General features: G+C 63.3%; 15 protein-coding genes. 11 read left to right on the top strand and 4 right to left on the bottom strand.

Features of this window, described 5'->3' with window-relative positions:
• Positions 1-2,389: MG2 domain-containing protein (locus EOC93_RS22180; RefSeq protein WP_245461511.1), on the bottom strand; the 2,389-nt coding region annotated here is incomplete at its 3' end.
• 376 nt (positions 2,390-2,765) lie between these two features.
• On the opposite strand from EOC93_RS22180, the gene EOC93_RS22170 reads away from it, so the two are divergent.
• The 6 genes from EOC93_RS22170 (at position 2,766) to EOC93_RS22145 (ending at position 17,465) form a co-directional block, all read left to right on the top strand.
• Positions 2,766-4,694 (top strand): autotransporter assembly complex family protein, encoded by a 1,929-nt coding sequence (locus EOC93_RS22170; protein ID WP_127205704.1) that lies wholly within the window; start codon positions 2,766-2,768, stop codon positions 4,692-4,694.
• Complete coding sequence (locus tag EOC93_RS22165; RefSeq protein WP_127205703.1) at positions 4,694-10,744, top strand: translocation/assembly module TamB domain-containing protein; 6,051 nt, start codon at positions 4,694-4,696, stop codon at positions 10,742-10,744. The genes EOC93_RS22170 and EOC93_RS22165 overlap by 1 nt, the downstream gene beginning before the upstream one ends.
• A gap of 373 nt (positions 10,745-11,117) precedes the next feature.
• A complete protein-coding gene (locus tag EOC93_RS22160) occupies positions 11,118-12,770 on the top strand; it encodes an ABC transporter substrate-binding protein (RefSeq protein ID WP_127205702.1) in 1,653 nt (550 codons plus the stop codon).
• Between the two features lie 225 nt (positions 12,771-12,995).
• Positions 12,996-14,030 carry an ABC transporter permease gene (locus tag EOC93_RS22155; RefSeq protein WP_095482910.1) on the top strand — a complete coding sequence of 345 codons (1,035 nt, stop codon included), beginning with the start codon at positions 12,996-12,998 and terminating at the stop codon, positions 14,028-14,030.
• A gap of 12 nt (positions 14,031-14,042) precedes the next feature.
• A complete protein-coding gene (locus EOC93_RS22150; protein ID WP_095482909.1) occupies positions 14,043-15,200 on the top strand; it encodes an ABC transporter permease in 1,158 nt (385 codons plus the stop codon).
• 48 nt (positions 15,201-15,248) lie between these two features.
• Positions 15,249-17,465 (top strand): ABC transporter ATP-binding protein, encoded by a 2,217-nt coding sequence (locus EOC93_RS22145; RefSeq protein ID WP_127205701.1) that lies wholly within the window; start codon positions 15,249-15,251, stop codon positions 17,463-17,465.
• A 13-nt stretch (positions 17,466-17,478) separates the two neighbouring features.
• On the opposite strand, the gene EOC93_RS22140 is transcribed toward EOC93_RS22145, so the two are convergent.
• On the bottom strand, positions 17,479-18,069 hold the full coding sequence (locus EOC93_RS22140) for a transglycosylase SLT domain-containing protein (RefSeq protein WP_095482907.1): 591 nt from the start codon (positions 18,067-18,069) through the stop codon (positions 17,479-17,481).
• A gap of 218 nt (positions 18,070-18,287) precedes the next feature.
• Between EOC93_RS22140 and EOC93_RS22135 the strand changes: the two genes are divergently transcribed.
• Together EOC93_RS22135 and EOC93_RS22125 are read left to right on the top strand one after the other, a co-directional pair.
• Complete coding sequence (locus EOC93_RS22135; protein ID WP_158302498.1) at positions 18,288-19,826, top strand: trimethylamine methyltransferase family protein; 1,539 nt, start codon at positions 18,288-18,290, stop codon at positions 19,824-19,826.
• A gap of 243 nt (positions 19,827-20,069) precedes the next feature.
• Positions 20,070-22,511 (top strand): FAD-dependent oxidoreductase, encoded by a 2,442-nt coding sequence (locus EOC93_RS22125; RefSeq protein ID WP_127205699.1) that lies wholly within the window; start codon positions 20,070-20,072, stop codon positions 22,509-22,511.
• 20 nt (positions 22,512-22,531) lie between these two features.
• Here EOC93_RS22125 and EOC93_RS22120 read toward each other — a convergent pair whose 3' ends face one another.
• Positions 22,532-22,924, bottom strand: coding sequence for a DoxX family protein (locus tag EOC93_RS22120; RefSeq protein ID WP_095482903.1), 393 nt, complete (start codon positions 22,922-22,924; stop codon positions 22,532-22,534).
• Positions 22,925-23,118: 194 nt separating this feature from the next.
• Between EOC93_RS22120 and EOC93_RS22115 the strand changes: the two genes are divergently transcribed.
• Positions 23,119-23,607 carry a hypothetical protein gene (locus tag EOC93_RS22115; RefSeq protein ID WP_245461510.1) on the top strand — a complete coding sequence of 163 codons (489 nt, stop codon included), beginning with the start codon at positions 23,119-23,121 and terminating at the stop codon, positions 23,605-23,607.
• Positions 23,608-24,036: 429 nt separating this feature from the next.
• Here the strand turns inward: EOC93_RS22115 and EOC93_RS22110 are convergent, their stop codons facing one another.
• The gene (locus EOC93_RS22110; RefSeq protein WP_127205697.1) at positions 24,037-24,813 is read right to left on the bottom strand and encodes a VOC family protein; all 777 of its coding nucleotides are present in this window, start codon (positions 24,811-24,813) and stop codon (positions 24,037-24,039) included.
• Between the two features lie 195 nt (positions 24,814-25,008).
• Between EOC93_RS22110 and EOC93_RS22105 the strand changes: the two genes are divergently transcribed.
• Together EOC93_RS22105 and EOC93_RS22100 are read left to right on the top strand one after the other, a co-directional pair.
• Positions 25,009-25,725 (top strand): gamma-glutamylcyclotransferase, encoded by a 717-nt coding sequence (locus tag EOC93_RS22105; RefSeq protein ID WP_095482901.1) that lies wholly within the window; start codon positions 25,009-25,011, stop codon positions 25,723-25,725.
• 140 nt (positions 25,726-25,865) lie between these two features.
• Positions 25,866-26,983 (top strand): NAD(P)-dependent oxidoreductase (locus EOC93_RS22100; RefSeq protein WP_164759231.1); only part of this gene is annotated, 1,118 nt, incomplete at its 3' end.

Below are 26,983 nucleotides of genomic sequence, written 5' to 3'. Positions count from 1 at the left end.
GTCGACCACTCGCGACTGGGACCGTTTCAAGGGCTACTCCTTCGGCCTCGCCGACCACCGGCAGCCCGGTGAACGGCGTGACCGACGGTTCCGCCGACTGCTCATCGGCGAGGCCGAAGGAGTAGCCCTTGAAACGGTCCCAGTCGCGAGTGGTCGACAGCGTCAGCTCGCCTTCGAGCGCCAGCCCGGCGGCCGGCGCGCCATAAAGAAAGCGGCCGTCGACGGTGACGTTGGCTGTTTCGCCCTGCGCGATCTCCTGCTTGTCGGAGGACAAGTCGAACTCGATGCGATCCGGCACGAAATCCTCGACCAGAAACATGTGGCTGGCGACCGCCGCCTGCTTGGGGTCGGTGTGGATCGCCACCGTCCAGGTGCCGCGCATGGCATTGGGTTCGAGCGGCAGGTTGACGGCATGGCCGCCGGCCGATGCGCCGTCGCTGACGATGCGGCGGTTCTCGACGCCGTCGGGACGCGTGAAGATGAAGGTCAGCGGCAGGTTCTCGACCGCCTTGGCAGCGCCGTCGCGGGCAAGCGCTGCGACATGGACGTCCTCGCCGGCGCGGTAGATGCCGCGTTCGGTCCAGGCATAGACGTCGAGCGCGCCCGGCGCCGGACGCCCGGTGACGCCACGATCGGACAGGTCAAAGCCGGCGCGGCCCATGTCGAGGAAGACGAAGTCGTTGTCGCCCTGTTTCGCCGTCAGCACGGCCGGCACCATGCCGCCGTCGCCGCGCGTCAGGCCGGGGTTGAAGACGGCACGGCCTTCCGCGTCCGTGGTCGCGGTGCCGAGGATGTCATTGTTCCTGGCGAGCAGCGTCAGTTCAGCACCCGCGATCGGCTTGGCGGTTCCGAGCGAACGGGCAAAGACGTTCAATCCATCCTGTCCCGTATAGGTCGACAGGCCGATATCGGAGACAACGAACCATTGCGTGGCGCGGGAATCATAGTCGTCGTCATTCTCGTCGATCGGTTGTGCGGTCAGCACATAGACACCGGGCTTGCGCAGCGGCAGCGCCTCGTCGACCGGGAAGGAGGTGGTGACTTCCTTGTTCAGGTCGCTGGCGATGTCGAGCTGGCCTTGCCAGACCGGCTCGCCCATCTGATCGGAAATGTTGGAGATGTCGTAGCCGTCCAGCTGGCGCAGGAACTGGTAGCCCGAAAGAAGTTGGGTCAGCGAGCGGTCGCCGATGCGATAGAGCTTCATTTCGGCGGCGTTCATGTTGACGGTGACGACCGGGATGCCGCGGCGCGCGCCGGCGGGCAGCACAAAGCTGTCGCCGGTGAAACGGGCGGACGGGGCGCGGTCCTGCACATAGATCGACAGCACCACCGGTGCGGTGATCACCTCGCCGATGGCGGCCGGCAGGCCGGGGCGGAAGGTCGCGTGGTAATGCTGGCCATGCTCAAGCCCTTCGACGCAGATCTGCTTGTCCTTGGCCTCGACGCCCTTGGGGGCGGCGTTGTCGACGGTGACGAATTGCGAGTAGTCGACGCCGGTCTTGACCAGATCCTCGGAAAACTGCGCGCAGATGCGCGGCGCGCTGGTGTCGGCGTCGACCGTGTGATCGACGATGCGGAAGCCCTTGCGGGCCTTGAGGTCTTGATAGGCGGCCGTGACCCAAGACGAATTGACCAGCGCGAGGCTCGCTTCGTAGGCCTGCAGGGCCGGCCGGGAGAGGTCGCGGCGGTCGAGCCCGTCGCCAAGCAGTGCCAGCGCTTCGGCGCGCGTTTTTGTGGTGCGCAGCAGTTTGTAGGCGTTGAAGGCGGCGGAGGTGGCATTCGCCGGCAGTGTGGACGCCTCCGCACTGTTGGCGGCCGGCGGCACGGCGAGCGTTTCCCGCGCCAGTTCAAGCCAGAGCTGGCCGTCGTCGGGCAGTACCGAAACCAAAGCCTCGTATTTTTGCATGGCCGAGCGGCGGTCGCCGGTCTGCGATGCTTGTTGCGCCGCCTGCTTCAGCGCCGCCAGCCCATCGGTAGGCTTGGTATAGGCCGGGCCGGTGAGCCTGTTGCGGTATTGCTGGGCCTGGTCGGCCATCCAGGCGGGGAAGAAGGCGAGGTCCGGCGGCGCGCCGATATCGGGGTCGCCATCGATGTTGACGACCTTGCCGGCGACGGCGCCGTTGAAGGGTTTCAGCGTGTTATAGTCGGATTTGAGAAAACACCATTTAGCCTTGGGGTTGTAGGTGAAGGCGCGGCAGGCGGGATCGCCGAGACATGTCGTCTTGCACTGGTCGAGGCTGACATTCTGGTCAGATCTGAGATCGAAACCGAAATAATCGGAATTGTCCGATGTCACCACCCGGCGTGCTTCGGCCGCTTGCGCGATACCGCCCCAGGCGAAAAAGAAAAGGAAAAGGATCGACAGACCACGAGCCGCGCGCATTGCCATAATACCCCTCCAGACACTGCTTACGCATCGGCCCGAAAATCGGAATCGATTTTCGGAAAGCACGATGCGTCACTTCAAAGTCTTAGAGCGTACTTTGTGCTTCCGAGTGGACGCACCTCGCTCTAACGTCCAGACATGTTCAAGCTTCAGTCCAGCTTGTCAACGCGAGGACGCGGCAGGTTCCGCCTGCCAACGGTTTCCTTTCCGGCCGATGGCCGGTAGTACCTCCATAGGACAGGGATCACGCTTTCTTGCGGCGACGCAGAAGGTGTGAATTCCAAGCCCTGTCCATTTCAGACAATTGGATTGTGGCTCCTTTACGAGCAATTCAGAACTTCATTCCAATTTTAGCTTTGGGAGCTAGTGTAGAGTTGTAATGTCGGCGTGTGAAAGGCAGATGTCGGGAGGAACCGCGCCAAGGCGCGTGCTTTCGCACGCCCTGCTTTTCGCTTTGCTGTGCTCGACTGCACTGGTTGCCACGAGCGGAAATGCGGCCGCTTTCGAGATATTCGGCATCAAGCTGTGGGGGTCGTCGGACGACGAAGATGCCGATATCGTCGATCCGCTGCGCTATGCGGTGACCATCGAGGCGCCCGACGCCGACGAGGATCTCGTCAAGAAGCTCGAAAACGCGTCGGCACTGAAGGCCGACGAAGAACGCCCGGTTTCCGGTTCGCTCGGCCTGCTGGCCAAGGCGCGCGGCGACCGCGATCAGCTTATCGCCGCACTTTACGCGGACGCCCGCTACGAGGGCGTCGTCACCATCACCATCGAAGGCAAGCCGCTCGATGATTTGCCGCCCGACGCCGAATTTTCGGGGCCGCAGCCGATTCCGGTGGTGATCAACATTGCGACCGGGCCGAAATTCACGCTTGGCGACATCAGGCTGGAGGGCGATGCGGCGGGACTGCTGGGCGCCAATTTCGGCCTGATCGCCGGCGGCGATGCCGGTTCCGGTGCCGTGCTCAAAGCCGAGGCGTCGATCGTGCGGGCGCTCAAAGAGGAAGGCAGGCCGTTGGCCAATGTGACGGATCGCGAGATCGTTGCCGACCACGCCACCTCGACGCTCGACGTGACGCTGACCGTGGCGGCCGGACCGGTTGCCGGTTACGGCGACACCACGGTCGAGGGCACCGAAAAAGTCGACCGCGACTTCACCGAATACATGACCGGCCTGGAGCGCGGCCGCCAATATTCGCCGGAAGAGGTCGACGAGGCGCGCGACCGGCTGCTCGGGCTGGAAGTCTTCAACAGCGTGACGCTGAAGGAGGCCGACAGTCTCGACGCCGACGGCAACATCCCGATCGGCGTCGAAGTGAGCGAGCGCAAGCCGCGCTATTTCGGCATTGGCGGCACCTTTTCCAACACCGAGGGGCTCGGCCTCGAAGGTTATTGGGGCCACCGCAATCTGTTCGGCCGTGCCGAAAAGCTGCGCATCGAGGGCGCAATCAGCGGCATCGGCAGCAACGACCTGACCGAGCTCAACTACAATGCCGGCATCATGTTCGAAAAGCCGGGCGTGGTGGGGCCGGCGTCAAAATTCTTCGCCGGCGTCAACACCGTATTGGAGCATCCCGACGCCTACGACCATTTCGCGGTCAAGGGCAACACCGGTCTGTCCTATGAACTCGACAAGCAGCAGACGGTTTCTGCGGAAGTCGCGCTCGACTATTCGAAGATCACCGATTCCTTCGGCAAGCACACCTATCTGATCGCGAGCGTTCCGCTGCAATATGTCTACGACAATCGCGACAGCCGGCTGAACCCGACGACGGGATTCAGGGCGCTGGCCTATGTCGAGCCGAGCTACGACATTTTGAACGGTGCGGCCTTCGTCAAGCTGAGGGGCGAAGGATCGGCCTATCAGTCGATCGACGCGGCCTCGAAGTTCGTCTTGGCCGAACGCGTCGCCATCGGCTCGATCATCGGTGCCGGCCTTCAGGATGTTCCGGCCGACCGGCGCTTTTATGCCGGCGGCGGCGGCTCGGTGCGCGGTTATGCCTATCAGGGCATCGGTCCGAAGGACATCGACGGAGAGCCGATCGGCGGGCTTTCGTACTTCGAGACCTCGCTCGAGATGCGCATCGCCGTCACCGACACGATCGGCGTCGTGCCGTTCGTCGATGCCGGTACGGTCTCGACCGAGCAGTTCCCGGATTTTTCCGACATGAAGGTCGGCGCCGGCGTCGGCCTGCGCTATATTACGCCGTTCGGACCGCTGCGTGTGGATGCGGCGGTGCCGCTCAACCGGGGTCCCGACGACCCGCGTTTCGGCATCTATGCCGGCATCGGCCAGGCGTTCTGATGACAATGTTCAAGCGCATCCTCCGCATTGTCCTTTACACGCTGCTCGTCCTGGTGGCGGCGGTGGTCGGTGCGCTCGTCGTGCTGACCAAGACCGAGCGCGGCCGCGACAATCTCGCCGGCCTCATCTCGACCATGGCGTCGACCGATGACCGGAAGGTCACGGTCAGCGGCATCGACGGCATCTGGTCCGGCGCGCTGACCGTCGACCACGTGGTGCTGGAGGATCGCCAGGGCGCCTGGCTGGTGGCGCGCAAGGTGGCCGTCGACTGGTCGCCGCTGGCGCTTCTGTCAAAAAGCTTCAGCGCCGGCCGCATCGCCGCCGATCGCATCGAGCTGGCGCGATTGCCGGTGGCCGGCACGCAGCCGAGCCAAGGTGGTGCCACCACACTGCCGGTGTCGCTCGACATCAAGCAGATCGACCTGCCAGAAATTGCGCTCGGGCAGGCCCTGGCCGGCAGCGGCATCGCAGAGCTGGCGGCCAAGGGTGCGTTCAAGGCCGACGCGGCGCCACTGGCGCTCGAAACCAACCTCAACATCACCCGCCACGACGGCAAGCAAGGCAAGGTCGACGCCAACATCCATTTTGCGCCCGCCGACAACAAGCTCGACCTCGATCTGAAGGCGTCCGAGCCGGCGGGAGGCATCATCGCCAATCTGCTCAATTTGCCGGATACGCCTCCGGTCGACATCGTCGTCACGGGCACGGGGCCGGTCGCCAACTGGAGCGGCATCGGTACCTTCGTCGTCGACGGCCAGATCGTCACCCAACTCACCGGCCGCCACCAGCTCACCGACAAGGGCAACTATGTCGAGGCCAAGGGCGATGGCGACTTCCAGCGCTTCATACCCGACAATCTGAAACCCTTGTTTACCGGCAAAACCAGCTTCGACCTCGCCGGAACCGCGATCGTGACGGGCGGCGTCGAAGTCGAGCGCGCCAATATCGACAGCGATGCCGTGCATGGCACCGCCGCGGGCATCATCGACCCCAATGGCGCCAGCGATCTTTCGGTGGAGCTCGCCGCCAAGGGTCCGCCGATTGTGCTCAGCCTCGGCACTGCGGCGCAGCCAGTGACCGTCGCGATCACCGGCGCCACAGCCCGCGCGTTCGGCGGCGGCAAGGCGCCGATCGTCGACATCGGCGCGTCTCTGGTCTCTGTGGTGGCGGGCGGCACGCGGGTGGACGATCTGACGGCTGAAATCCATTCCGACGGCTTCGACATCCAGGACCGCAGCGGACCGGTCACCATCAAGCTTGCGGCCGGTGGCCTGAACACGGACGTGGCGACGCTGGCGCCGCTGGTGACCGGCAGGGTGACAGCGGACCTCGCCGGATCGGTCAGCAAGGCCGAGATCGTCGTCGATCAAGGCACGCTGCGCAGCGACGCGCTCAATGCCTCAGTGACGTCCAGGGTGACGCTGGCCGATTTGGCGATGACGCTCAAGATGAATGCCGATGCCGTCTCGACCGCGCTGCCGCCGCAGATCCGCTCGGTTCTCGGCGAGCGTGTGACATTCTCGGCGACGGCGACCCGCGATCCGCAGGGTTCCTTTGCCGCCAATGCGCTGCAATTCACTTCGGGCACGCTCAGCGCCAGCGGCACCGCCAGCGCGACGGGCACCGACATCCAGGCCGACATCAAGGGCACGCTCGGTGACGTTTCGGTGCTGTCGCCCATGGTTGGCATACCCGTCGGCGGGGCCGTCGATTTCGCGCTGACGGCGAGCGGCGCGCGCACGGCGCCGGATTTCTCGGTCTCGGCCGACAGCGACAGCCTGACGGCGTCCGGTCATACGGTCAAGACGATCAAGCTGGCGGCGACCGGGAAGGCCGACATCGCCAACCCCGTCGCCGATGTCTCACTGACCGGATCCGTCGACGACCAGCCGCTCGATCTCAGGGCATCACTGGTCACGCGTGACGGAAAGCGTTCCATCAACGGGCTTAGCGTGTCGCTGGCCGACAACAAGATCTCGGGTGATCTCGCTCTCGACGACAGCTTGCTGCCGCTCGGGACGTTGACACTCGAAGCGTCCGATATCGGCCCGCTGGCCGCACTTGCCGGTCAGGCGGCGGCGGGCGACGTGCAGGGCAGCATCCGCCTCTCGAATGATGGCGGCGCGCCGATGGTTGCGATCGATATGACGAGCGGGTCTATTTCGCGCGGCGATCTGGCGGCGAAGACCATTGCCGTCAACGCACTGGTCGCCAACTATCTCAAGGCCCCGGCGATCTCCGGCTCGATCAAGGCCGATACGGTCACATCCGGGGCCACCGTGATCAGCGGCATCGGGGTCGATTTGAAGCGTGACGGCGACTGGACCGGGTTTTCCGGCGGCGCCACCGTATCTGGCATTCCGGCCACAGCCGAAGGCCGGGTGAAGATCGCGGACGGCACGACCAGCGTCGAGATCGCCTCGGGCGAAGCGACCATCCGCGGCATCAAGGCAGCGATCACACAGCCGTCGAGCTTGAGCATCGCCAATGGCACAGCCAGCATTGAGAGGCTGATGCTCGATGTCGGCGGCGGATCGGTGTCCGTGTCCGGCACTGCCGGCCAGACGCTCGACCTCGCGGCAGAGTTTTCAGCGCTGCCGGCCGCCCTTGCCAATGATTTTTCCCCCGGCCTCGACGCCGCGGGCACACTCCGCGGAACGGCGCAAGTGACGGGACCGTCGGCTGCCCCCGACATTCGTTTCAATGCGCAACTCAACGGTGCCGAAACCAGCCAGACACGCCAGGCGGGACTCGGTCCGCTCAATGTCGATGCGGCAGGCAGTTTCTCGGCCGCCGGCGGCATTGCCATCGATCAAGCGACGCTCGCCGGTGACAAAATTTCGGGCAAGGCCGCCGGCACTATCAATCCAAACGGCGCCAGCGATTTTGCGCTCGACCTAGCCTCGACCGGCCCGAGCCTGCCGTTGGCGCTTGGCAGCACTGAGAGCCCGGTCAAGCTTGAGCTGCAGGCGCTATCGGTAAAGGCTGCGGGGCAGGGCACGCAGCCGAAGCTCGATATCTCCGCTGTCCTGCCTTCGGTCGCGACGAACTTTACCAAGGTCGAGAGGCTCACCTTGGCATTGCACTCGGACGCCTTCGACGTGAAAAGCCGGACAGGGCCGATCTCCGGCACAGTGACGGCGGACAAGATCGGCTTGGACAATCCGACCATCGCGCCGCTGATCGCCGGCAAGATCACCGCCAAGGTCGCGGGCAGTCTCGCCGCTGACACCATCGTCATCGACAGCGGGTCGGTGACGGGCGACGCGCTGAACACCGGCTTCAAAGGAAGGGTCTCGCTGGCCGACGGCGCCATCGATCTCAACCTTAGGGCGGATGCGGCTTCCGCAGCGCTGCCGGCGGCAGCGCGCGGTGTGCTCGCGGAGCGGACGGAACTCAGTGCCGCGTTGAAGCGTGACGCCAATGGCAATGTCACCGCCAATGCGATCCGGCTGGTGTCCGGCGCGCTGACCGCCGACGGGCAGGCCAGCCTTGCCGACAACAAACTCGCCGCCGACATCAAGGGCGCGCTGGCCGACATCTCGCTTCTATCCGGGGATGCCAAGGGCGCCATCGCTTTCGCGCTGAACGCGCAAGGCGCGAGCACGGCGCCCGACCTGTCGCTGACGGTCAACAGCGACCGGCTTTCGGTGGCCGAACGCGAGATCACCGGCCTGAGGCTCACCGCCACCGGCAAGGCCGATGCCGCCAACCCGGCGGCGAATGTGCAACTGACCGGAAATGTCGCGGGCCAGGCCCTGCAAGGCAGTGCCGTGCTGGCGACGTCCGACGGCAAGCGCGCCATCAACGGGCTTCTGCTGTCGCTCGGCAAGAACCGGATATCGGGCGACCTGGCACTTGATAATGCCTTCGTGCCTGATGGCACCGTGGCGCTCGACCTGCCTGATATCGGACCGCTCGCAGCGCTTGCGCTGGAAAAGGCGGAAGGCGACGTGCGCGGCACGATTGTCTTCTCGAAGACCGGCAATGCGCCTGAAGTCACCATCAAGGCTTCGACGGCTTCGATTTCGCGCGGCGATCTTTCGGCAAAGACGGTCACAATCGATGCGCAGATCGCCAATTATCTCGCCGCGCCAGTGATCTCCGGAAAGATCCGTGCCGACAGCGTCACCTCCGGCGGCACCGTCATTCGCGGCATCGATGTCGACCTCAAGCGCGAGGCCGACTGGACCGGCTTTTCCGGCGGCGCCACCGTCAAGGATATTCCGGCCAGGGCCGCCGGCCGCGTCAGGATCGCCAGTGGCACGACGACGGTCGAGCTCACCTCCGGCGAGGCGACCATGCGTGGCATCAAGGCGGCGATCGCCCAGGCCTCGACCATCACCATCGCCAACGGCACCACCAACCTGGACAGGCTCGTGCTCAACCTCGGCGGCGGCACGGCGACGGTCACGGGCAAAGCTGGGCAGGCGCTCGATCTCAACGCGACGCTGGCCCGGGTGCCGATCTCGCTCGCCAACAGTTTCTCGCCGGGCCTCGATGCCGCCGGCTCGATCTCGGGCACGGTTAAGGTGACGGGCGCGCCGGCCAATCCGGCCGTTGCCTTCAAGATCGACGCCGCACGCGTCCAGACGTCGCAGACCCGCGGTGCCGGTTTCGGCGGCATGGGTGTTTCGTCCTCCGGCACATATTCGGGCAACAGACTGGCCTTCGACGCCGACATGAGCGACGGCGCCGGCCTCGGTCTCAAGGGCGGCGGCACGATGACGACATCAGGCACGCCCCCCCTTGATCTCGACTTCTCCGGCAAGGTGCCGTTCGCCTTCCTCACTCGGACACTCGCTGCGCAAGGCCTGTCCTTGAGCGGCACGGCCGACGTCAATTTGCAGGTGCGCGGCCCGGCGACATCGCCGGTGATCTCAGGCACGGTCCGCACGTCAGGTGCCCGTTTGATCGATGCACGCTCGGGCCTTGCGATCAACGATATCGCCGCCGATGTCGCAATCGGCGGCGGCGTCGCCAGAATCAACCGCCTGACCGGCACGCTGTCGACGCGCGGCAGCCTGTCTGCCAGCGGCACCGTCGGCATCGTTCCGGCGCAAGGTTTTCCGGCCGACCTGACGGTCAAGCTCGTCGACGGCCGCTACACCGACGGCAGGGTGGTCACCGCCAATCTCGGCGGCGACCTGACTATCAGGGGTCCGCTCGCATCGGCGCCGGTGATTTCGGGCACGGTCAACCTGGCCAAGACCGTCATCACCGTTCCCGAAAAACTGCCGGGCTCGCTGGCGGCGCTCGACGTCAAGCACAAGAATGCACCGGCCGCCGTGCGCGCGCAGGACAAGGCGTTGCGCCCGGCGACGGCGAGCGGCAGCAGCGGTGGCAGCGGCCTCAATCTTGATGTCACGGTCAACGCGCCGAGCCAGATATTCATCCAGGGCAGGGGCGTCGATGCCGAGCTTGGCGGCTCGCTGCGGCTGACCGGCCCGGCGTCGTCGCCGCAAGCGGTCGGCACCTTCACCTTGCAGCGCGGGCGGCTGACGATCCTTGCCAAGCGGCTGACCTTCACCGAAGGCACGGTCGGCTTTTCAGGGTCTCTGGTGCCTTATCTCAACCTCACAGCGACATCGACGACGAGCAGCGCCACCGTCACCATCGTGGTATCGGGCGAGGCGACCAATCCGAAATTCAATTTCTCGTCGGTGCCGGCGCTGCCGGAAGACGAGGTTCTGGCGCAACTGATTTTCGGCCGCTCGATGTCGAACCTGTCGCCGCTGCAGATCGCCCAGCTTGCCGAAGCCGCCGCGCAACTGGCCGGTGTCGGCGGCTCGACGTCGCTGCTCCAGAACCTGCGCAGCGCGATCGGCGTCGACGATCTCGACGTCATCACGGACGAGGAGGGCGGCACCGCGGTCTCGGCCGGCAAATATCTCAACGACCGCACCTATGTGACGATCCAGAAAGGCGACAAGCCGGGTTCGGGCAAGGCGGCGATCGATCTCGACGTCGGGCGCGGCGTCAAATTGCGCGGCGAGGCCACCGACGCCGGCGAAGCCAAGGGCGGCGTTTTCTACGAGCGCGAGTACTGAAGCCTGCCGCCGCCGCCGTTTTTGCACGACATCCGCGATCAACTGGCGCCGTGCAGACCTTCGCGCATGACCCCGAAAATCGAAATCGATTTTCGGCAAAAGATTATGCGCAAAATCAAAGCGCTACAGCGTCCTTTGCGCGTCCACGAGGACGCGCGGCCCTGTAGTGAATGTCTCAGTTTAATCGATGCCGGATATTCGAGCGAAATCTGCCGGGCAATAGCAATTTTGCGCCAAGACTGTCGTTATCACGCGAACTGCTTCCCTTCCAAAGTTGCACATTCCTTGGCATGTTCCCAATCCGTGCCGTTTTTGACATCATGGCCCGGATGCGGAATGGTAAAAGGCAGAAAGCCAACAATGGGAGTTCGTGATGACAATCTACAAGAGTAATGGCGATCGCGTTCCGGATCACATCCACGTAATGGCCGAAGAAGCCAGGGCCGGACGTGTCGATCGCCGCGAGTTTCTCGCTTTGGCCAGCGTCTTCGGCGCGTCCACGGCGATGGCCTATGGCATGCTCGGCCTCGCCGACCCGACGCCGGCGAGAGCGCAGGACGTGGAGGGCAAGAAGGGCGGCATATTGAAGGTCGCTATGTGGATCAAGGATCCGAAGGATCCGCGCAAGGCCGACTGGTCGGAAATCGCTAATGCCGAGCGCCAGGCGCTCGAGCCGTTGGTCAAGTACACAAACGAATACACGTTCCGCCCCTACCTGCTCGAGAGCTGGGACGTCAACGACGATGCCACCGAGTACACGCTGCATGTGCGCAAGGGCGTCACCTGGAACAACGGCGATCCGTTCACCGCAGACGATGTCATCTTCAACTTCAAGCGTTGGGCCGACAAGAAGGCCGAAGGCAATTCCATGCCCGGCCGTCTCGGCTCGCTGGTCAAGGACGACAAGCTGGATGAGAGCGCAGTCACCAAGGTCGACGATTTGACGGTGAAGCTGAAGCTCAGCACGCCGGATATCGCCCTCATCCCCAACGTGTGCGACTATCCCGGTCTCGTCGTCCACAAGACCTTCGACGAAAAGGGTGGCGATTTCAAAGCCTGCCCGATCGGCACCGGCCCCTTCGAGCTCGTCTCCTACGATGTCGGCCAGAAAGTCGTCTACAAGCGCCGCGAAGACAACAAGTGGTGGGACGGCGAGGTCTTTCTCGACGGCATCGAGTTCATCGACTACGGCACCGATCCGGCGGCCACGGTCAGCGCCTTCGAATCGGGAGAGGTCCATACCAATTTCGAGACGTCAGCCGACTATGTGTCGATCCTCGACGGTGTCGACCTGGTCAAGTACGAGGTGGTCACCGCAGCGACCATCGTCTGCCGCACCAACGTGGCCAACAAGCCTTATGATGATCAGAAGGTCCGCAACGCGCTGCAGCTCGCAGTCGACAACGCTGTCGTGCTCCAGCTGGGGGGTGGCGATGCCGGTACTGTCGCCGAAAACCACCATGTCGCCCCGATCCATCCGGAATATTACGAGCTGCCGAAGATTGCCCGCGATCCGGCTAAGGCAAAGGCGCTGATGGAGGAAGCCGGGCAGGCCGATTTCGAGCACGAGCTGATCACGGTCGACGAAGACTGGCACAAGAACACCGGCGATGCGATCGCCGCGCAGATGCGCGACGCCGGCATCAAGGTGAAGCGCACGGTGCTGCCGGGTTCGACGTTCTGGAACGACTGGACGAAGTATCCGCTGTCGATGACCAACTGGAACATGCGGCCGCTCGGCGTCCAGGTTCTGGCGATCGGCTACCGCACCGGAGAAGCCTGGAACGAAACTGCCTGGTCGAATCCCGAGTGGGATGCCAAGCTCAACGCCGCGCTTTCGGTCGCCGACGCCGCCAAGCGCAAGGAGATGATGAAGGACATCGAGCAGATCCTGCAGGATTCCGGCATCATCATCCAGCCCTACTGGCGCAAGCTGTACAGCCATTCGGTCGCGGCGGTTAAGAACTACGCCATGCACCCGACCTTCGAGCGCGATTACGGCAAGGTCTGGCTCGACGAGGCCTGATCGGATCGATCGTGGAAGGGGCGGTTCGCCCCTTCCACCCACGCCATGCATGATCCCACAACCGAAAGTCGGCGCAGCAAAAAAGCGCAAACTCTTCGGATGAGGGCGTGCAATAAGACAGGGTTGATCGCATTCTGAGGGTCCGTTTGACAGCCAGCTCCGCCGATAGCGGCTGAGCTGGTTCCAAGCCGGCCTCAACCCCAACCAGACCGGCAGGGGACCGCCATGCTTTCTTTCATCCTTCGACGCCTCGGCACCATGGCATTGACGATGCTGTGCCTGACGTTGGTCGTGTTCTTCCTGATCAATCTCGACCCCAATCTGAAAAAGCTGGCGATTAGCCAGACCGAAATGCACACCTCGGCCGAGCAGCTCGAAAGCTGGCTGGTCAATCATGGCTACCGCCAGAATTTCTTCTCCCGCTACGGCCAATGGCTGGGTGTCGTGCCCAAGCAGCCGGTCACAGACCCGGCAACGGGCAAGCCCGGGCGACGTTTTTCCTTCTGCAACGATCCTGTCGAGCCGACGTTCTCCGGCGTGTTGCAGGGCGATTTCGGCTGCTCGACCAAGTTCAAGACGACGGTCGCGTCGAAGCTTTTCCCGGCGCTCGGCGCCACCGGCATCCTGATGTTCTGGGTGCTTGTGGTGATGGTGCCGATTTCGCTTCTGATCGGCATCCTCGCCGGCATGCGCGAGGGGTCGCGAACCGATCGGACATTGTCCGTCGCCTCGATCGCCTCGACGGCGACGCCCGAATATGTGTCGGGCGTCATTTTTACCGTCATCTTCGCCTCATGGCTCGGCCTGCTGAACGGTTCGGCGGCTTCGGCCAGCCGGGGCATCACCTTCTACAACTTCACGCTGCCTGTCATGACGCTGGCGATCTACGGTATCGGCTACATCGCCCGCATGACCCGCGCCTCGATGGTCGAGGTGATGACGCAGCAATATATCCGCACCGCCCGGTTGAAGGGCCTCTCCTTCGGCAGCGTCGTGGTCAAGCACGCGCTGCGCAACGCGCTGATCGCGCCGTTCACTGTCATCATGCTGCAATTTCCCTGGCTGCTCACCGGCGTCGTCATCGTCGAGGTGATGTTCCGCTATCAAGGCTTCGGCTACACGCTGGTCGAGGCGGCCGGCAACAACGACATCGATCTTTTGCTCGGCTGCTCCCTGGTCTCGGTGTTCATCGTCCTGATCACGCAGCTCATTTCCGATGTCGGCTATGCGTTTCTCAATCCGCGTATCAGAGTTCAATAGGGGATCGGGCGGATGCAGCTTGAATATATCGGCGCCTTCAACGTGGTGCTTGGCGTGCTTGCGCGTTTCTGGCCGGTCTGGATCGCTCTCGTCCTGGTGATGGGGGCGAGCTTCGCCTACAAGAAGAGGCTTGGCCTCTACGGTCAGCTGTTCGACAGTAGCGTCGGCATCGTCGGCGTCGGCATCTGCCTATTCTGGCTGTTCACGGCGATCTTCGCGTCGACCATCTCGCCCTTCAATCCGCTTGTCCAGATCCCGATCATGAAGGACGCGCTGCCGGGCGCGGTCGAGCCGCAATCCGGACTTGTCTACCTGTTCGGCGGCGACAAGCTTGCCCGCGACGTGTTCAGCCGCATGGTCTATGGCAGCCAGATCGTGCTGATCATCGCGCCGGCGGCGACCGGTTTCGCGCTGATGGTCGGCATCACGCTCGGCCTGCCGGCCGGCTATTACGGCGGCAGGATCGACACCGTGCTGTCCTTCCTCGCCAATCTGGTGCTCGCCTTCCCGGTGATCCTCCTGTTCTACCTCTTGGTGACGCCGGGCATCATGGAGACACCGATTCCCTACATGATGGCCGGCCTGTTCTTCCTGTTCCCGATCATCTTCTTCAGCGTGCTATTCTGGACGCGCTACAAGAAGCGGCCCGACCGCCTGTACATCCTCCTGGGGCTGACGCTGATCATTGGCGGCTGGGTCTACGCCGGCCTCGTCTTCGACGCCGACCCGTTCAGGATCATCCACATTGATCCCAACCAGCTCAACATCTTCGTGGCGGTGGTGTTCGCGTCCAGCCCCGGCGTGTTCCGCATCGTGCGCGGCCTGGTCATGGACATCAAAACGCGCGACTATGTGGCGGCGGCGCAGACGCGCGGTGAATCGCCCTGGTACATCATGCTGTGGGAGATACTTCCCAATGCGCGCGGGCCGCTGATCGTCGATGCCTGCCTTCGTATCGGCTACACCACGATCCTGCTCGGCACGCTCGGCTATTTCGGCTTGGGGCTGGCGCCAGAGAGCCCGGACTGGGGCACCGCGATCAAGGATGCCAGCCGGCTGCTGCGGTCCTTCATCCATCCGGCGCTGCCGCCGACGATCGCGCTGATGTCGTTCGTGCTGGGCCTTAATCTCCTGGCAGACTCGCTGCGTGAACAATCGATGAAAGATTGATGGACGGGTCTTCGACCCTACTTAGAAGAACCAGGATTGGAGCGACCCATGAATGAGGCAGTTCGAAATCCCGCCAAGCCGACCAATGGGCCGATCATCGAGATCGAGAACCTGTCGATCTCCTTCTTCACCCGCAAGGGTGAGATACCGGCCGTTATGGACTTCTCCTGCACGGTCATGCCCGGCGAAGCGATGGGCATCGTCGGCGAATCCGGCTGCGGCAAGTCGACCGTGTCGCTCGGCATCATGCGCGACCTCTCCAACATCGGAAAGATCGTCGGCGGCCGGATAAAATTCCAGGGCAAGGACATGGGCGACCTGTCCGACGAGGAACTGCGCGCCATCCGCGGCAACAAGATCGCAATGATCTACCAGGAGCCGATGGCCAGTCTGAACCCGGCGATGAAGGTCGGCCAGCAACTGATGGAAGTGCCGCTGATCCACGACAAAGTGTCGAAGGAAGAGGCTTATAAACGCGCGCTGGAAATGGTGCGCTCGGTCAGGCTGCCCGATCCCGAGCGCATGATGCGCTCCTTTCCGCACCAGCTTTCCGGTGGCCAGCAACAGCGCATCGTCATCGCCATGGCGCTGCTGTCGAAGCCGGCGCTGCTCCTGCTCGACGAGCCGACGACCGCGCTCGACGTGACGGTGGAAGCCGGCATCGTCGACCTGGTCAAGGGGCTCGGCGAGAAGTTCGGCACCTCGATGATCTTCGTGTCGCACAATCTTGGCCTGATCCTGGAAACCTGTGACCGCATCACGGTGATGTATTCGGGCGAAGCGGTGGAGACCGGCAAGATCAAGGACGTCTTCGACCGAATGCGCCATCCCTACACGCAAGGCCTATTCCGCTCGATCCCGCTGCCCGGCGCCGACAAGAATTCTCGGCCTCTGATCTCTATACCGGGGCAACTGCCGCTGCCGCACGAGCGGCCGAAGGGCTGCAATTTCGGCCCCCGCTGCCACCATTTCGTCGAGGGCGTCTGCAACGCCGCCGAAATCCCGATGATCGCTGTCGACGGCCATGAAGGCCATTTTTCGCGCTGCGTGCGCTTCAACGAGATCGACTGGGAAGCGCTGCCGCCCGGCGCCAAGAAGGTCAACGAGCGCGTCGAGCCCGGCGCGCCGGTGCTCAAGATCGAGGACCTCAGGAAATACTATAAGGTCGGCGGCAGCGAAGTGTTCGGGTCAAGCGAAGGCCGCGTCGTCAAGGCCAACGAGACGATCTCCTTCATGGCACGCGAATCCGAGACCGTCGCCATCGTCGGCGAGTCCGGTTGCGGAAAGTCGACGCTGGCCAAGGTGCTGCTCGGGCTGGAGACGGCAAGCTCCGGCACTGTGACGCTCGGCAACAAGCGGATCGAGTCGACCGGCATCGAGAAGCGCAGCGTCGAGACGGTGTCGTCGATCCAGATGGTGTTCCAGAATCCGTTCGACACGCTCAATCCCAGCCACTCGGTAGGCTCGCAGATCATCCGCACGCTGGAAAAGTTCAACGTCGGCAACACCGTCGCCGACCGCCGCAAGCGCATGCTGGAGCTTCTCGACCTGGTGAAGCTGCCGCGGGCGTTCGAGACCCGCAAGCCGCGCCAGCTTTCCGGCGGCCAGAAGCAGCGCATCGGCGTGGCGCGGGCCTTTGCCGGCGACGCCAAGGTGGTGGTAGCCGACGAGCCGGTCTCGGCGCTCGACGTGTCGGTGCAGGCGGCGGTGACCGAGCTTTTGATGGACATCCAGCGCAAGAACAAGACGACGATGCTGTTCATCAGCCACGATCTGTCGGTGGTGCGCTACATCGCCGACCGGGTCGTCGTCATGTATCTCGGTTATATCGTCGAGCAGGGCACGACCGACCAGATCTTTTCGCCGCCCTATCATCCCTATACCGAGGCGCTGCTGTCGGCGATCCCGATCGCCGACACCAGTGTGATCAAGAAGCACATCGTGCTGGAGGGCGACATTCCGTCAGCGATGAACCCGCCGACCGGCTGTCCGTTCCAGACGCGATGCGGCTACAAGAAGCTGGTGCCGGACAATCTTTGCGAGACGCAGGTGCCGCCGGTCAAGCATCTCGGCGACGGCCATATGAGCCTGTGCTGGCTTGCCGACGATGTGCTGGCGAAAATGGAGCCGGTGATCAAGTTCGACAAGGAGCATGCCGCCAATGAAGGCGTGCCGGACGACGCGCCGCAAGGTGTGGGTCCGGGCTTTGCCGGCACCCCGCCCAAGCGTCCACATGGAAAGCGGCCGAAGCTGACGGAGGGTTAGATCCGTGGCGCCGTCAACGCGCGCACTGGCGTAGCTGCGCGGCGTAGTCCTGCGCCATCTGCTCGGTGGCCCGCGCGTAGCGCTGCACGCCGGCGTCGCCGCGATTGCCGCGGCCGTAGGCTGTCCAGCCGAGATAATAGGCTAGATAGAGATTATAGGTGTCGTTGCGGGCGATGCCGAGCGTGTCTGATGTCTTGGAATGGTACCAGCCGACGAAATCGACGGCATCGGCAAACCTGGTGCGGCGCGCCGCCCAGCTGCCCGTCTCGCTCTGGTACTGCGCCCAGGTGCCGTCGAGCGCCTGCGAGAAGCCGGTGGCGCTGGAGACACGTTTCCAGGGAATGAAGCCGAGAAGCTTGGTGCGCGGCGGCCTGGCATTGCTCTTGAAGCCGGATTCCTTGCGCACCGTCGCCATCAGCACAGGAACTGGCACACCGTATTTCTGCTCGGCGCGTTCGGCCGCTGCCTGCCAGTTGTCAAACCAACCGTCATTCTGGTCGAAGACGGCGCAGACATCGTTGATATGGCTCGGCGGCGTCGCGCAGGCCGACAGCACGAGCAGCACGGTAACAGCTACAATTTTACTAAAACTTGACCTACGCATCGGAGGAGGATTAGGCCGAAAACATAAAGGGAATCTTGCGGCGTTTCTTAACGGCTCATCGGCTGCTTTGGCCGGGGCACAGCGAGGATGGATATTCCGACGTTTTCTGTCGCTTTTGTTGGAATGAAATTCCCAAAATGCCGCCTTGGCTAAAATCACGCCCGAAGGTGGCGGATTTCTGACAGCCCGATCCTCGTGCCGGCGCTTTGATGCGCCGCATGACCGAACCGAGACGCAAGCGCGGCGCCGAGCGAACCAGCAACAGGGGACCGGTTGCCATCCCGCAACTGCCGCTGCGGCGCGTCACCAATCCCTATCCGCCAATGGCGATGCTTTCGGCCGACCAGATCGAGGCGATCCACCAGGCGTCGATGCACATTCTGGAGAATTTCGGCATCGAGGTGATGAGCCCGCGAGCGCTTTCGCTGTTCGAGAAGGCCGGGGCCAAGGTCGATCATGCGCCGATGACAATCCGCATCGACCGGGGCATGGTCGACGAGGCACTGAAGACGACGCGGTCGAGCTACCGGCTTACGCCGCGCAACCCGGCCCATACCGTCCATCTCGGCGGCAACACCATCAACTTCACTCTGGTCGCCGGACCGCCCAATGTGCATGACATGGAACGTGGCCGCCGCGCCGGAAACTTGCGCGACTATGACGATCTCACCCGGCTGGCGCAGCATTTCAACTGCATCCACATGCTGGGCAATCAGGTCTGCGCGCCTGTCGACCTGCCGGCCAATTCACGCCATCTCGACACCTACTTCGCCAATCTGACGCTGACCGACAAAAGTTTTCACGTCTCGGCGATCGGCCGGGGCAGGGCGCTCGACGGCATCGAAATGATGGCGATTTCGCGAGGGCTGACGCTTGATGAGATGCGCGATGATCCCGGCGTCACCACCATCATCTCGGTCAACTCGCCGCGCCGCTTCGACGAGATGATGGCCGAAGGCCTGATGACCATGGCCGAGTTCGGCCAGTCGGTCGCGGTGACGCCGTTCACGCTGATGGGCGCGATGAGCCCGGTGACGCTTGCCGGCGCGCTCGCGCAGCAGAACGCCGAGGCATTGTTCGGCGTGGTCTTGACGCAGCTTGTCCGACCCGGCGCGCCGGTCATGTATGGCGCCTTCACATCCAATGTCGACATGAAGTCCGGCGCCCCGGCCTTCGGCACGCCGGAGAACACCAAGGCCAACATCGCTTCCGGGCAGTTGGCGAGGCGTTACGGACTGCCCTACCGGACAACGCCGGGTTCGGCCTCCAACGCCGCCGACGCGCAAGGCGCCTATGAGACGCTGATGGCGCTGTGGGGCGCGGTGCTCGGCCACGGCAATCTCGTCTACCACGCAGCCGGCTGGCAGGAAGGCGGGCTGACCGCGTCGTTCGAGAAGTTCATTATCGACGTCGAGATGATCCAGCACATGATGGAATTTTTGCGCCCGATCGAAGTCAACGAGGCGGAACTCGCCGTCGAGGCGCTGGGTGCTGTGCCGACCGGCGGCCATTTCTTCGGCGAGCCGCACACGCTGGAGCGCTACGCCACCGCCTTCTACCAGCCAATGCTCTCCAACTGGCAGAACTACGAGGCGTGGCAAGAGGCCGGCGGGCTCGACGCCACGGCGCGCGCAACGCGGCTGTGGAAGAAAGCGCTGGAAGATTATGTCGAGCCGACGATGGATATTTCTGTGCGCGAGGCGCTGGAGGCGTATGTGGCGAAGCGCAAGGAAGCGATTGGGGCGGGTGAGCCGTGATGGCCACAGGTTTGCGCTCGTATACCCCTCTCTGTCCTGCCGGACATCTCCCCCTCAAGGGGGGAGATTGGCTGTCACGTTTTCCTTCGCCAATCACCAACGTTGAAAGAAGCATGGCGGCGCCGTCGCTGCTGATCTCCCCCCTTGAGGGGGAGATGGCCGGCAGGACAGAGAGGGGTGGCTTGGCTCCTCCCGTCCCGATTCATCGTTCCCCTCCAACTCATTGAAATAACGAGAAAACCCATGAAATCGCATGCAAAGGTCGTGGTCATAGGCGGCGGTGTCGTCGGCTGTTCCGTGCTGTTCCATCTGGCGCGTCACGGCTGGACCGACATCGTGCTTCTGGAGCGTGACGAGCTGACTTCCGGCTCGACCTGGCATGCGGCCGGCGGCATGCACACGATCAATGGCGATCCCAACGTCGCCAAGCTGCAGAAATACACGATCTCGCTCTACAAGGAGATCGAGGAGCTGTCCGGCCAGGCGACCGGCGTGCATCTGACCGGCGGCGTGCTTCTGGCGGCGACCGAGGCGCGGCTCGACTGGCTGCGCGGCGTTGTCGCCAAAGGCCGCTATCTCGGCATCGACCTCGAGGAGATTTCGCCTAACGAAGCGGCCGAGCTGATGCCGCTGCTCGACCCGAAGCAGTTCGTCGGCGCCGTCCGCAACAAGGAGGATGGCCATCTCGATCCCTCGGGTGTCACCCATGCCTATGCCAAAGCCGCGCGGAAACTTGGCGCCGAGGTTGAGCGCTTCACCAAGGTCAAGGACATCGTGCGCCGCGCCGACGGGCTGTGGCGCGTCATCACCAACAAAGGCGAGGTGGTGGCCGAGCATGTCGTCAATGCCGGCGGCCTGTGGGCGCGCGAGGTCGGCCGCATGGTCGGGCTGGAGCTGCCGGTGCTGGCCATGGAGCACATGTATCTGATCACCGAGGACATGCCGGAGGTTGCCGCCTGGAACCAGAAGACCGGCACGGAGATCATCCATGCGGTCGATTTCGACGGCGAGCTCTATCTGCGCCAGGAGCGCGGCGGCATGCTGATGGGCACTTACGAGAAGGCCAACAAGCCATGGTCCGAATTTTCGACGCCGTGGAATTTCGGCCACGAACTGCTGGAGCCCGACATCGACCGCATCGCGCCATCGCTGGAGGTCGGCTTCAGGCATTTCCCGGCCTTCCAGAACACTGGCATCAAGCAGATCATCAACGGTCCCTTCACCTTCGCGCCGGACGGCAACCCGCTGGTCGGGCCGGTGCGCGGCCTGCCTGGTTTCTGGGTCGCCTGCGGCGTCATGGCCGGCTTTTCGCAGGGCGGCGGTGTTGGCCTCGCACTGTCGAACTGGATGATCGAGGGCGACCCCGGCGCCGACATCTGGGCGATGGATGTGTCGCGCTATGGTGACTGGGCAACGATGGCCTACACCAATGCCAAGGTGCGCGAGAATTATTCGCGGCGTTTTTCCATCCGCTTCCCCAATGAGGAGCTGCCTGCCGGGCGGCCGCTCAAGACCACGCCGGTCTACGACCTCTTGTCGGCCAAGGGCGCGCAATGGGGCGTGGCCTTTGGACTGGAAGTGCCGCTTTGGTATGCGCCCGAGGGCGTCAAAGATGAGTTCTCGTGGCGGCGCTCAAGCGATTTTGAGCATGTCGCAAACGAGGTGAGAACGGTGCGGACAAGTGTCGGCCTGTCGGAAATTTCGAACTTCGCCAAATATAGGGTGACCGGCGAGGGCGCTGCGGTCTGGCTCGACCGCCTGCTTGCCTGCAAGCTGCCAAGACCCGGCCGCATGACGCTGGCGCCGATGCTGAAGGAAGACGGCAGGCTGATCGGCGATTTCTCGCTGGCCAATCTCGACAGTCCCAATTCCAACGGGGAGGGCTGGTTTCTCGCCGGCTCCGGCATTGCCGAGCAGTATCACATGCGCTGGTTCGAGGCGCATCTGCCGCAGGACGGCTCGGTTCGTGTCGAGGCGCTGGCGGCGAAGCTGACGGGCCTGTCGATCGCTGGACCGAATGCGCGGGAACTCCTGGCAAAGGTCACGCGGGCAGATGTCGCCAATGCGGCGTTTCCGTTCATGGCCATCCGCAAGATGGATATCGGCATGGCGCCGTGCCTGGTCGGCCGCGTCAGCTACACCGGCGATCTCGGTTACGAGATCTGGGTGGCGCCGGAATATCAGCGCGCGGCGTACCAGACCCTGATGGCAGCGGGTGAAGAATTTGGCCTCGGCCTGTTCGGTTCGCGCGCGCTCAACGCGCTTCGGCTGGAAAAGAACTACGGCTCGTGGGCGCGCGAATACCGGCCGATCTACGGGCCGCTGGAGGCCGGTCTCGATCGCTTCGTCGCCTACGGGAAAGAAACCGATTTTGTCGGCAAGCAAGCGGCACTCGCCGAGCGCCAGCAAGGCGGCAAGCTGCGGCTGCGCGCCTTTGTCGTCGATGCGGCCGACGCCGACGTCATCGGCGACGAGCCGATCTGGTTCGACGGCGCCGTGCGCGGCTGGGTCACGTCAGGCGGCTACGCGCACCATTCGAAGGCGTCCGTGGCCATGGGCTATGTGCCGAAGGAGATCGCCGACGAGGCCGACGGCTTCGAGATCGAGCTTCTGGGTAAGCGCTATCGCGCGCGCGTGCAGCCGTCGCCGCTGTTCGACGCGAATCTCGAGCGGATGCGGGGGTGAAGGCGCCGCTTGTCGGCGCCTCAAGCGCTGCGGCGGTTGTCCAGCGCAAAAGCGCCGGGACCGGCGAACACCAGATAGAGGAAGATGAAACAGAAGGAGATTGCCGCATCGCCGCCATTGTTGACCGGGAAAAAGCCGCTTGGCATGTGCGCCATGAAATAGGCGATCGCCATCTCGCCGCTGAGAAGGAACGCGACCGGCCTGGTGAACAGCCCCAATACCAGCAGGATGCCGCCAGCGAATTCGAGAATGCCCGCGGTCAGCGATAGGCCGCTCAGGGCGCCGGCATGATCGCTGACGGGAAAATTGAACAGTTTCTGGGTGCCGTGTTCCATAAACTGCAGCGCGGTCATGATGCGAAGCACAGCCAGAGCCTGCCGCTGATATCTGGCGAGACCGTCGAAAAGCTTCATCGAAGCTCCATTTTACCCCGAACTGGCCATAGATTATCGCCCGGCAAGGGACCATTCACTTCGCACGGCCTGCCATCAACAATCGGTGATTGGAAATGTTCCTCGTCCCTCAATATTTTTCTCGCTATGGTTGTATAAAATCGCTATAGTTGTATTGATAGCCAGACACTCCAACCATGTGGGTTCCGTTTGCCATGAGAAAAGTCGTCGTCAGCCTATTCGCCGTCGTTGCAGGCACCAGCGTCGCCATCGCCGACGACACCGGTTGTGCTGCTTTTAAATGGCCGGTGACGCGCGAGGAGGCCTTGTTTGCGGTGGCGCCCGCCGCGCAGTCTGGCGCTGACCTTTCGGTCGGCGAGGCTGCAGATGTGGCGTTGGTGCCGGTCGACACGATCAGCTTCACCGTTCCGCCGGAACGCGCGCCGGCAGCCGGTACATTCGGCGCGATGGCAAGCGTGGCCGTGCCCCCGGAGGGAGAACTCCAGATCAGCCTGTCCGATGAGGCCTGGGTCGATGTCGTTCAGGACGGCAAAGCCGTGAAGTTGGCGGGTTTCAGTGGTATGAAGACCTGTCCCGGGATACGCAAGAGCGTGCGCTTCAAGCCGGCCGCCGGCCCGGCGACCATCCAACTCAGCGGCGCCAAGAAAGAGACCCTCAAGATTGCTGTACTGGCGCCGGAATGACTTTGCGCCCTGAGGCAATTCATCTGCTCGCATCGCACCAACGGTGCGGTGCGGCTGTTCAATTTTGATAGGTATCGGGCTGGTTCAGTGTCCCGGCGCGATCAGCGCGAAATACGGGCGAGCCTCCGCCATGGGCACGATAGATTTCGCCTAGAGCGGTTCAGCTTTTGATAGAATCGCCGAACCGCTCTAAGTATTTGTTCTTACGCAATTCCGGACGGAAAACCGCTACGCACTTTCCTGGAATTGCTCTAAGAACGTCGCCCGGATCGAATGGTACCTCCGGCTCCCCGAAGCTCTTTCGCTAACTCGCGCTCCCCAATTCTTGCCGTCGCCGAACGACACATAGCCGTCCAACTCAGCAGCACCAAAAAGTTGCGGTGCTGACGCTGGAATGATCCAGCGGCAGCACTCGGTTGGTCAGGACGCCTACCGCACCGGCGCCATCAGCGCGAAATGAGCGCCTTGCGGATCCGTGCACTGCACGATCCAACCGCCGCCGGGAACCTCCATCGGGCCCATCAGGATCTTGCCGCCATTGTCGGTCACGCGCTTGGCCGCCGCGTCGATGGCCGGAACATTGAAATAGAACTGCCAGGCCGGCACCGGAATCTGCTCGGGCTTGTTCATCATGCCGCCAATAGGCTCGCCGCCGGCGGCGAAGAGCTGGTAGGTGCCCATCGGCCCCATATCCATGGCCTCGCCCTTGGTCCAGCCGAATTGCCCGGCATAGAAATCGAACGCGGCCTGCCAGTCGGTCGTATAGAGCTCATGCCAGCCGATATTGCCGGGCGTCGCCAATGGCAGCGGCGGCTGGTCGGGGCCATCCGGCTGCAGGAAGTTGAAGGCCGCGCCTTGCGGATCGGCAACGACGGCAAAGCGGCCGACGCCCGGAATGTCATCGGGTTCGCGATGAACTGTACCGCCGGCCTCCTTCAACGATTTTGTCGAGGCATCGACATCCCTGGTGTGGATGTAGCCGATCCAGGCCGGCGGCATACCCATCTTGCGCACTTCGTCCGGCTGCGCCATCAGCCCGGCAACGCCGCGCTCGCCGACATTCATGACGATATAGCGCGGCATGCCGGGCGCGCCGTCGAAGGGCTGCGCCTTCCAGCCAACGACAGCGGTGTAGAACGCTTCGGCGGCGTCGAGATCGGTGGTCATCAGTTCGTACCAGAAAAAGGGCATCGGGGACTTTGGCATTTTCGTGCTCCTTATGTTTCCAGTCGTGGGCGGTTTCCAGTTGTGGATTGTGGTTCGATCCATCCTAGGACGATCTTGGCGACGGAAATCCGACATCTGGGCCAGAAATCGATGGCGGCAAGGCGCCCCTCATTCGTAATCTTGCGCAGGTCGCGGTTTTCGACTTTGCTTGCCGCCAACGAGGGTTGTTGATCCATGCGCCGGATGTCGCTCACTTCAGAGCTTGTCGCGCTATGCCATCGGGAGGAGGCCGATCCCGGTCCCGATGGAAGCTGGACGCAACTGACCGATGAGGATTTCCAGACGCTTGCCTCCCGGCTGTCAGGCGAGGCGGACGAGGGACCGCTATGGGTGTTCGCCTATGGCTCGCTGATCTGGAAGCCGGCCTTCGAGTCCGTCGAACAGCAGCGCGCCACCGCTTTCGGCTGGCATCGATCTTTTTGCCTCGACATGGTCCGTTGGCGCGGCAGTGCCGAGCAGCCGGGCTTGATGATGGCGCTCGAACGGGGCGGGCGGTGCAACGGCGTGATCTACCGCTTGCCGGAAGGCGAAAAACCGCTGCAGATCGAAAGATTGCTGCGGCGCGAGATCAGCGATCACGAGAGTATCGGCTCAGTCAGGTGGCTTCCCGTGCATACGGCTCAAGGCAGGCTAAGGGCGCTGGGCTTCTGGGTGGGTGTGACCGGCAGGGGCACGTCGCTCAACCAGCCGCTTGAGAAGGTAGCACAAGTGCTGGCGCGGGCGTGCGGGCATGTCGGGTCCGGCGCGGAATATCTCTACAACACCGTCCATCATCTGGAAGAATTCGGCATTCGCGATCGCAATTTGTGGCGGCTGCAGGAACTGGTCGCGAACGAGATCAGGTCGATTCACGGCCGTGCCCCCGGAATGGGCCTCCTGTCTGCACAGTGATCGCGCGTGAAATAAAAACATGAGTATATCTATCATGTTTTTATCAAGCCTTTTCAGCGGCTTGCATCGAAAATTGACCAATTGATAAAAAATCAAAACGTGTTAGCCTTCCTCAAAACCACAAGAAATGGGGAAGCGGAATGGCGACTGGTCATTTCAAGCAGGGCATTGCCGGCGGCCGGCTTTCGCCTGAGCAATATGCGGATAATTTTTCCGACCTGCATCCGCCGCTCGATCATCACGAGGCGCTGGTCGAGTCCGATCGCTGCTATTTCTGTTATGACGCGCCGTGCATGAATGCATGCCCGACCTCGATCGACATCCCGCTGTTCATCCGCCAGATATCGACCGGCAATCCGATCGGCTCGGCCAAGACGATTTTCGACCAGAACATTTTGGGCGGCATGTGCGCCCGCGTCTGCCCGACCGAGACGCTGTGCGAAGAGGTCTGCGTGCGCGAAGTGGCCGAAGGCAAGCCGGTGCAGATCGGCCGCCTGCAACGCTACGCCACCGATGTCGCGATGGCGCAGGACAAGCAGTTTTACCGGCGCGCTGAGCCGACCGGCAAGACGGTCGCCGTGGTTGGCGCCGGACCGGCGGGGCTTGCCGCCGCGCATCGGCTCGCCCGCCATGGTCATGAGGTGACCATCCTTGAGGCCCGCCCGAAGGCCGGCGGTCTCAATGAATACGGCATCGCCGCCTACAAGAGCATCGACAATTTCGCCCAGGCCGAGGTGGATTACGTCCTGTCGATCGGCGGCATCGAGGTTCAGAACGGCAAGGCGCTCGGTCGTGACTACCAGCTGTCGGACCTGACCAGGAATTACGACGCGGTGTTTCTCGGCATGGGGCTTGGCGGCGTCAACGCGCTGCGCGCCGATGGCGAGGAGGCGCAAGGCGTCACCAATGCGGTGGAGTTCATCGCCGAGCTTCGCCAGGCCAGCGACCTTGCCAGCCTGCCGGTTGGCCGGCGCGTCGTCGTCATTGGCGGCGGCATGACGGCGATCGACGCGGCGGTGCAGTCCAAGCTGCTCGGCGCCGAAGAGGTGACGATCTGCTACCGGCGTGGCCAAGAGCACATGAACGCCTCCGAATTTGAACAGGATCTCGCCGCCGCCAACGGTGTCACCATCCGTCACTGGCTGCAGCCGAAGCGGGTCATTGCCGAAGGCGGCAAAGTCTCGGGCATCGAGCTCGAATATACGGCGATGGATGGCGACAAGCTCGTCGGCACCGGCGAGCGGCTGACGCTTACCGC

The sequence above is a fragment of the Mesorhizobium sp. M6A.T.Ce.TU.002.03.1.1 genome (assembly GCF_003997275.1).
GTDB lineage: Bacteria > Pseudomonadota > Alphaproteobacteria > Rhizobiales > Rhizobiaceae > Mesorhizobium > Mesorhizobium mediterraneum.
The sequence above is the reverse complement of the archived record's forward strand: the minus strand, read 5'-3'. Positions and strand labels throughout refer to the sequence as shown.

Coding starts and splice junctions, on each gene's coding strand:
- EOC93_RS22155 (WP_095482910.1), top strand. CDS start 12,996: ATGCTTTCTTTCATCCTTCGACGCCTCGGCACCATGGCATTGACGATG.
- EOC93_RS22145 (WP_127205701.1), top strand. CDS start 15,249: ATGAATGAGGCAGTTCGAAATCCCGCCAAGCCGACCAATGGGCCGATC.
- EOC93_RS22170 (WP_127205704.1), top strand. CDS start 2,766: ATGTCGGCGTGTGAAAGGCAGATGTCGGGAGGAACCGCGCCAAGGCGC.
- EOC93_RS22135 (WP_158302498.1), top strand. CDS start 18,288: ATGACCGAACCGAGACGCAAGCGCGGCGCCGAGCGAACCAGCAACAGG.
- EOC93_RS22140 (WP_095482907.1), bottom strand. CDS start 18,069: ATGCGTAGGTCAAGTTTTAGTAAAATTGTAGCTGTTACCGTGCTGCTC.
- EOC93_RS22165 (WP_127205703.1), top strand. CDS start 4,694: ATGACAATGTTCAAGCGCATCCTCCGCATTGTCCTTTACACGCTGCTC.
- EOC93_RS22150 (WP_095482909.1), top strand. CDS start 14,043: ATGCAGCTTGAATATATCGGCGCCTTCAACGTGGTGCTTGGCGTGCTT.
- EOC93_RS22160 (WP_127205702.1), top strand. CDS start 11,118: ATGACAATCTACAAGAGTAATGGCGATCGCGTTCCGGATCACATCCAC.
- EOC93_RS22120 (WP_095482903.1), bottom strand. CDS start 22,924: ATGAAGCTTTTCGACGGTCTCGCCAGATATCAGCGGCAGGCTCTGGCT.
- EOC93_RS22125 (WP_127205699.1), top strand. CDS start 20,070: ATGAAATCGCATGCAAAGGTCGTGGTCATAGGCGGCGGTGTCGTCGGC.
- EOC93_RS22110 (WP_127205697.1), bottom strand. CDS start 24,813: ATGCCAAAGTCCCCGATGCCCTTTTTCTGGTACGAACTGATGACCACC.
- EOC93_RS22105 (WP_095482901.1), top strand. CDS start 25,009: ATGCGCCGGATGTCGCTCACTTCAGAGCTTGTCGCGCTATGCCATCGG.
- EOC93_RS22115 (WP_245461510.1), top strand. CDS start 23,119: ATGAGAAAAGTCGTCGTCAGCCTATTCGCCGTCGTTGCAGGCACCAGC.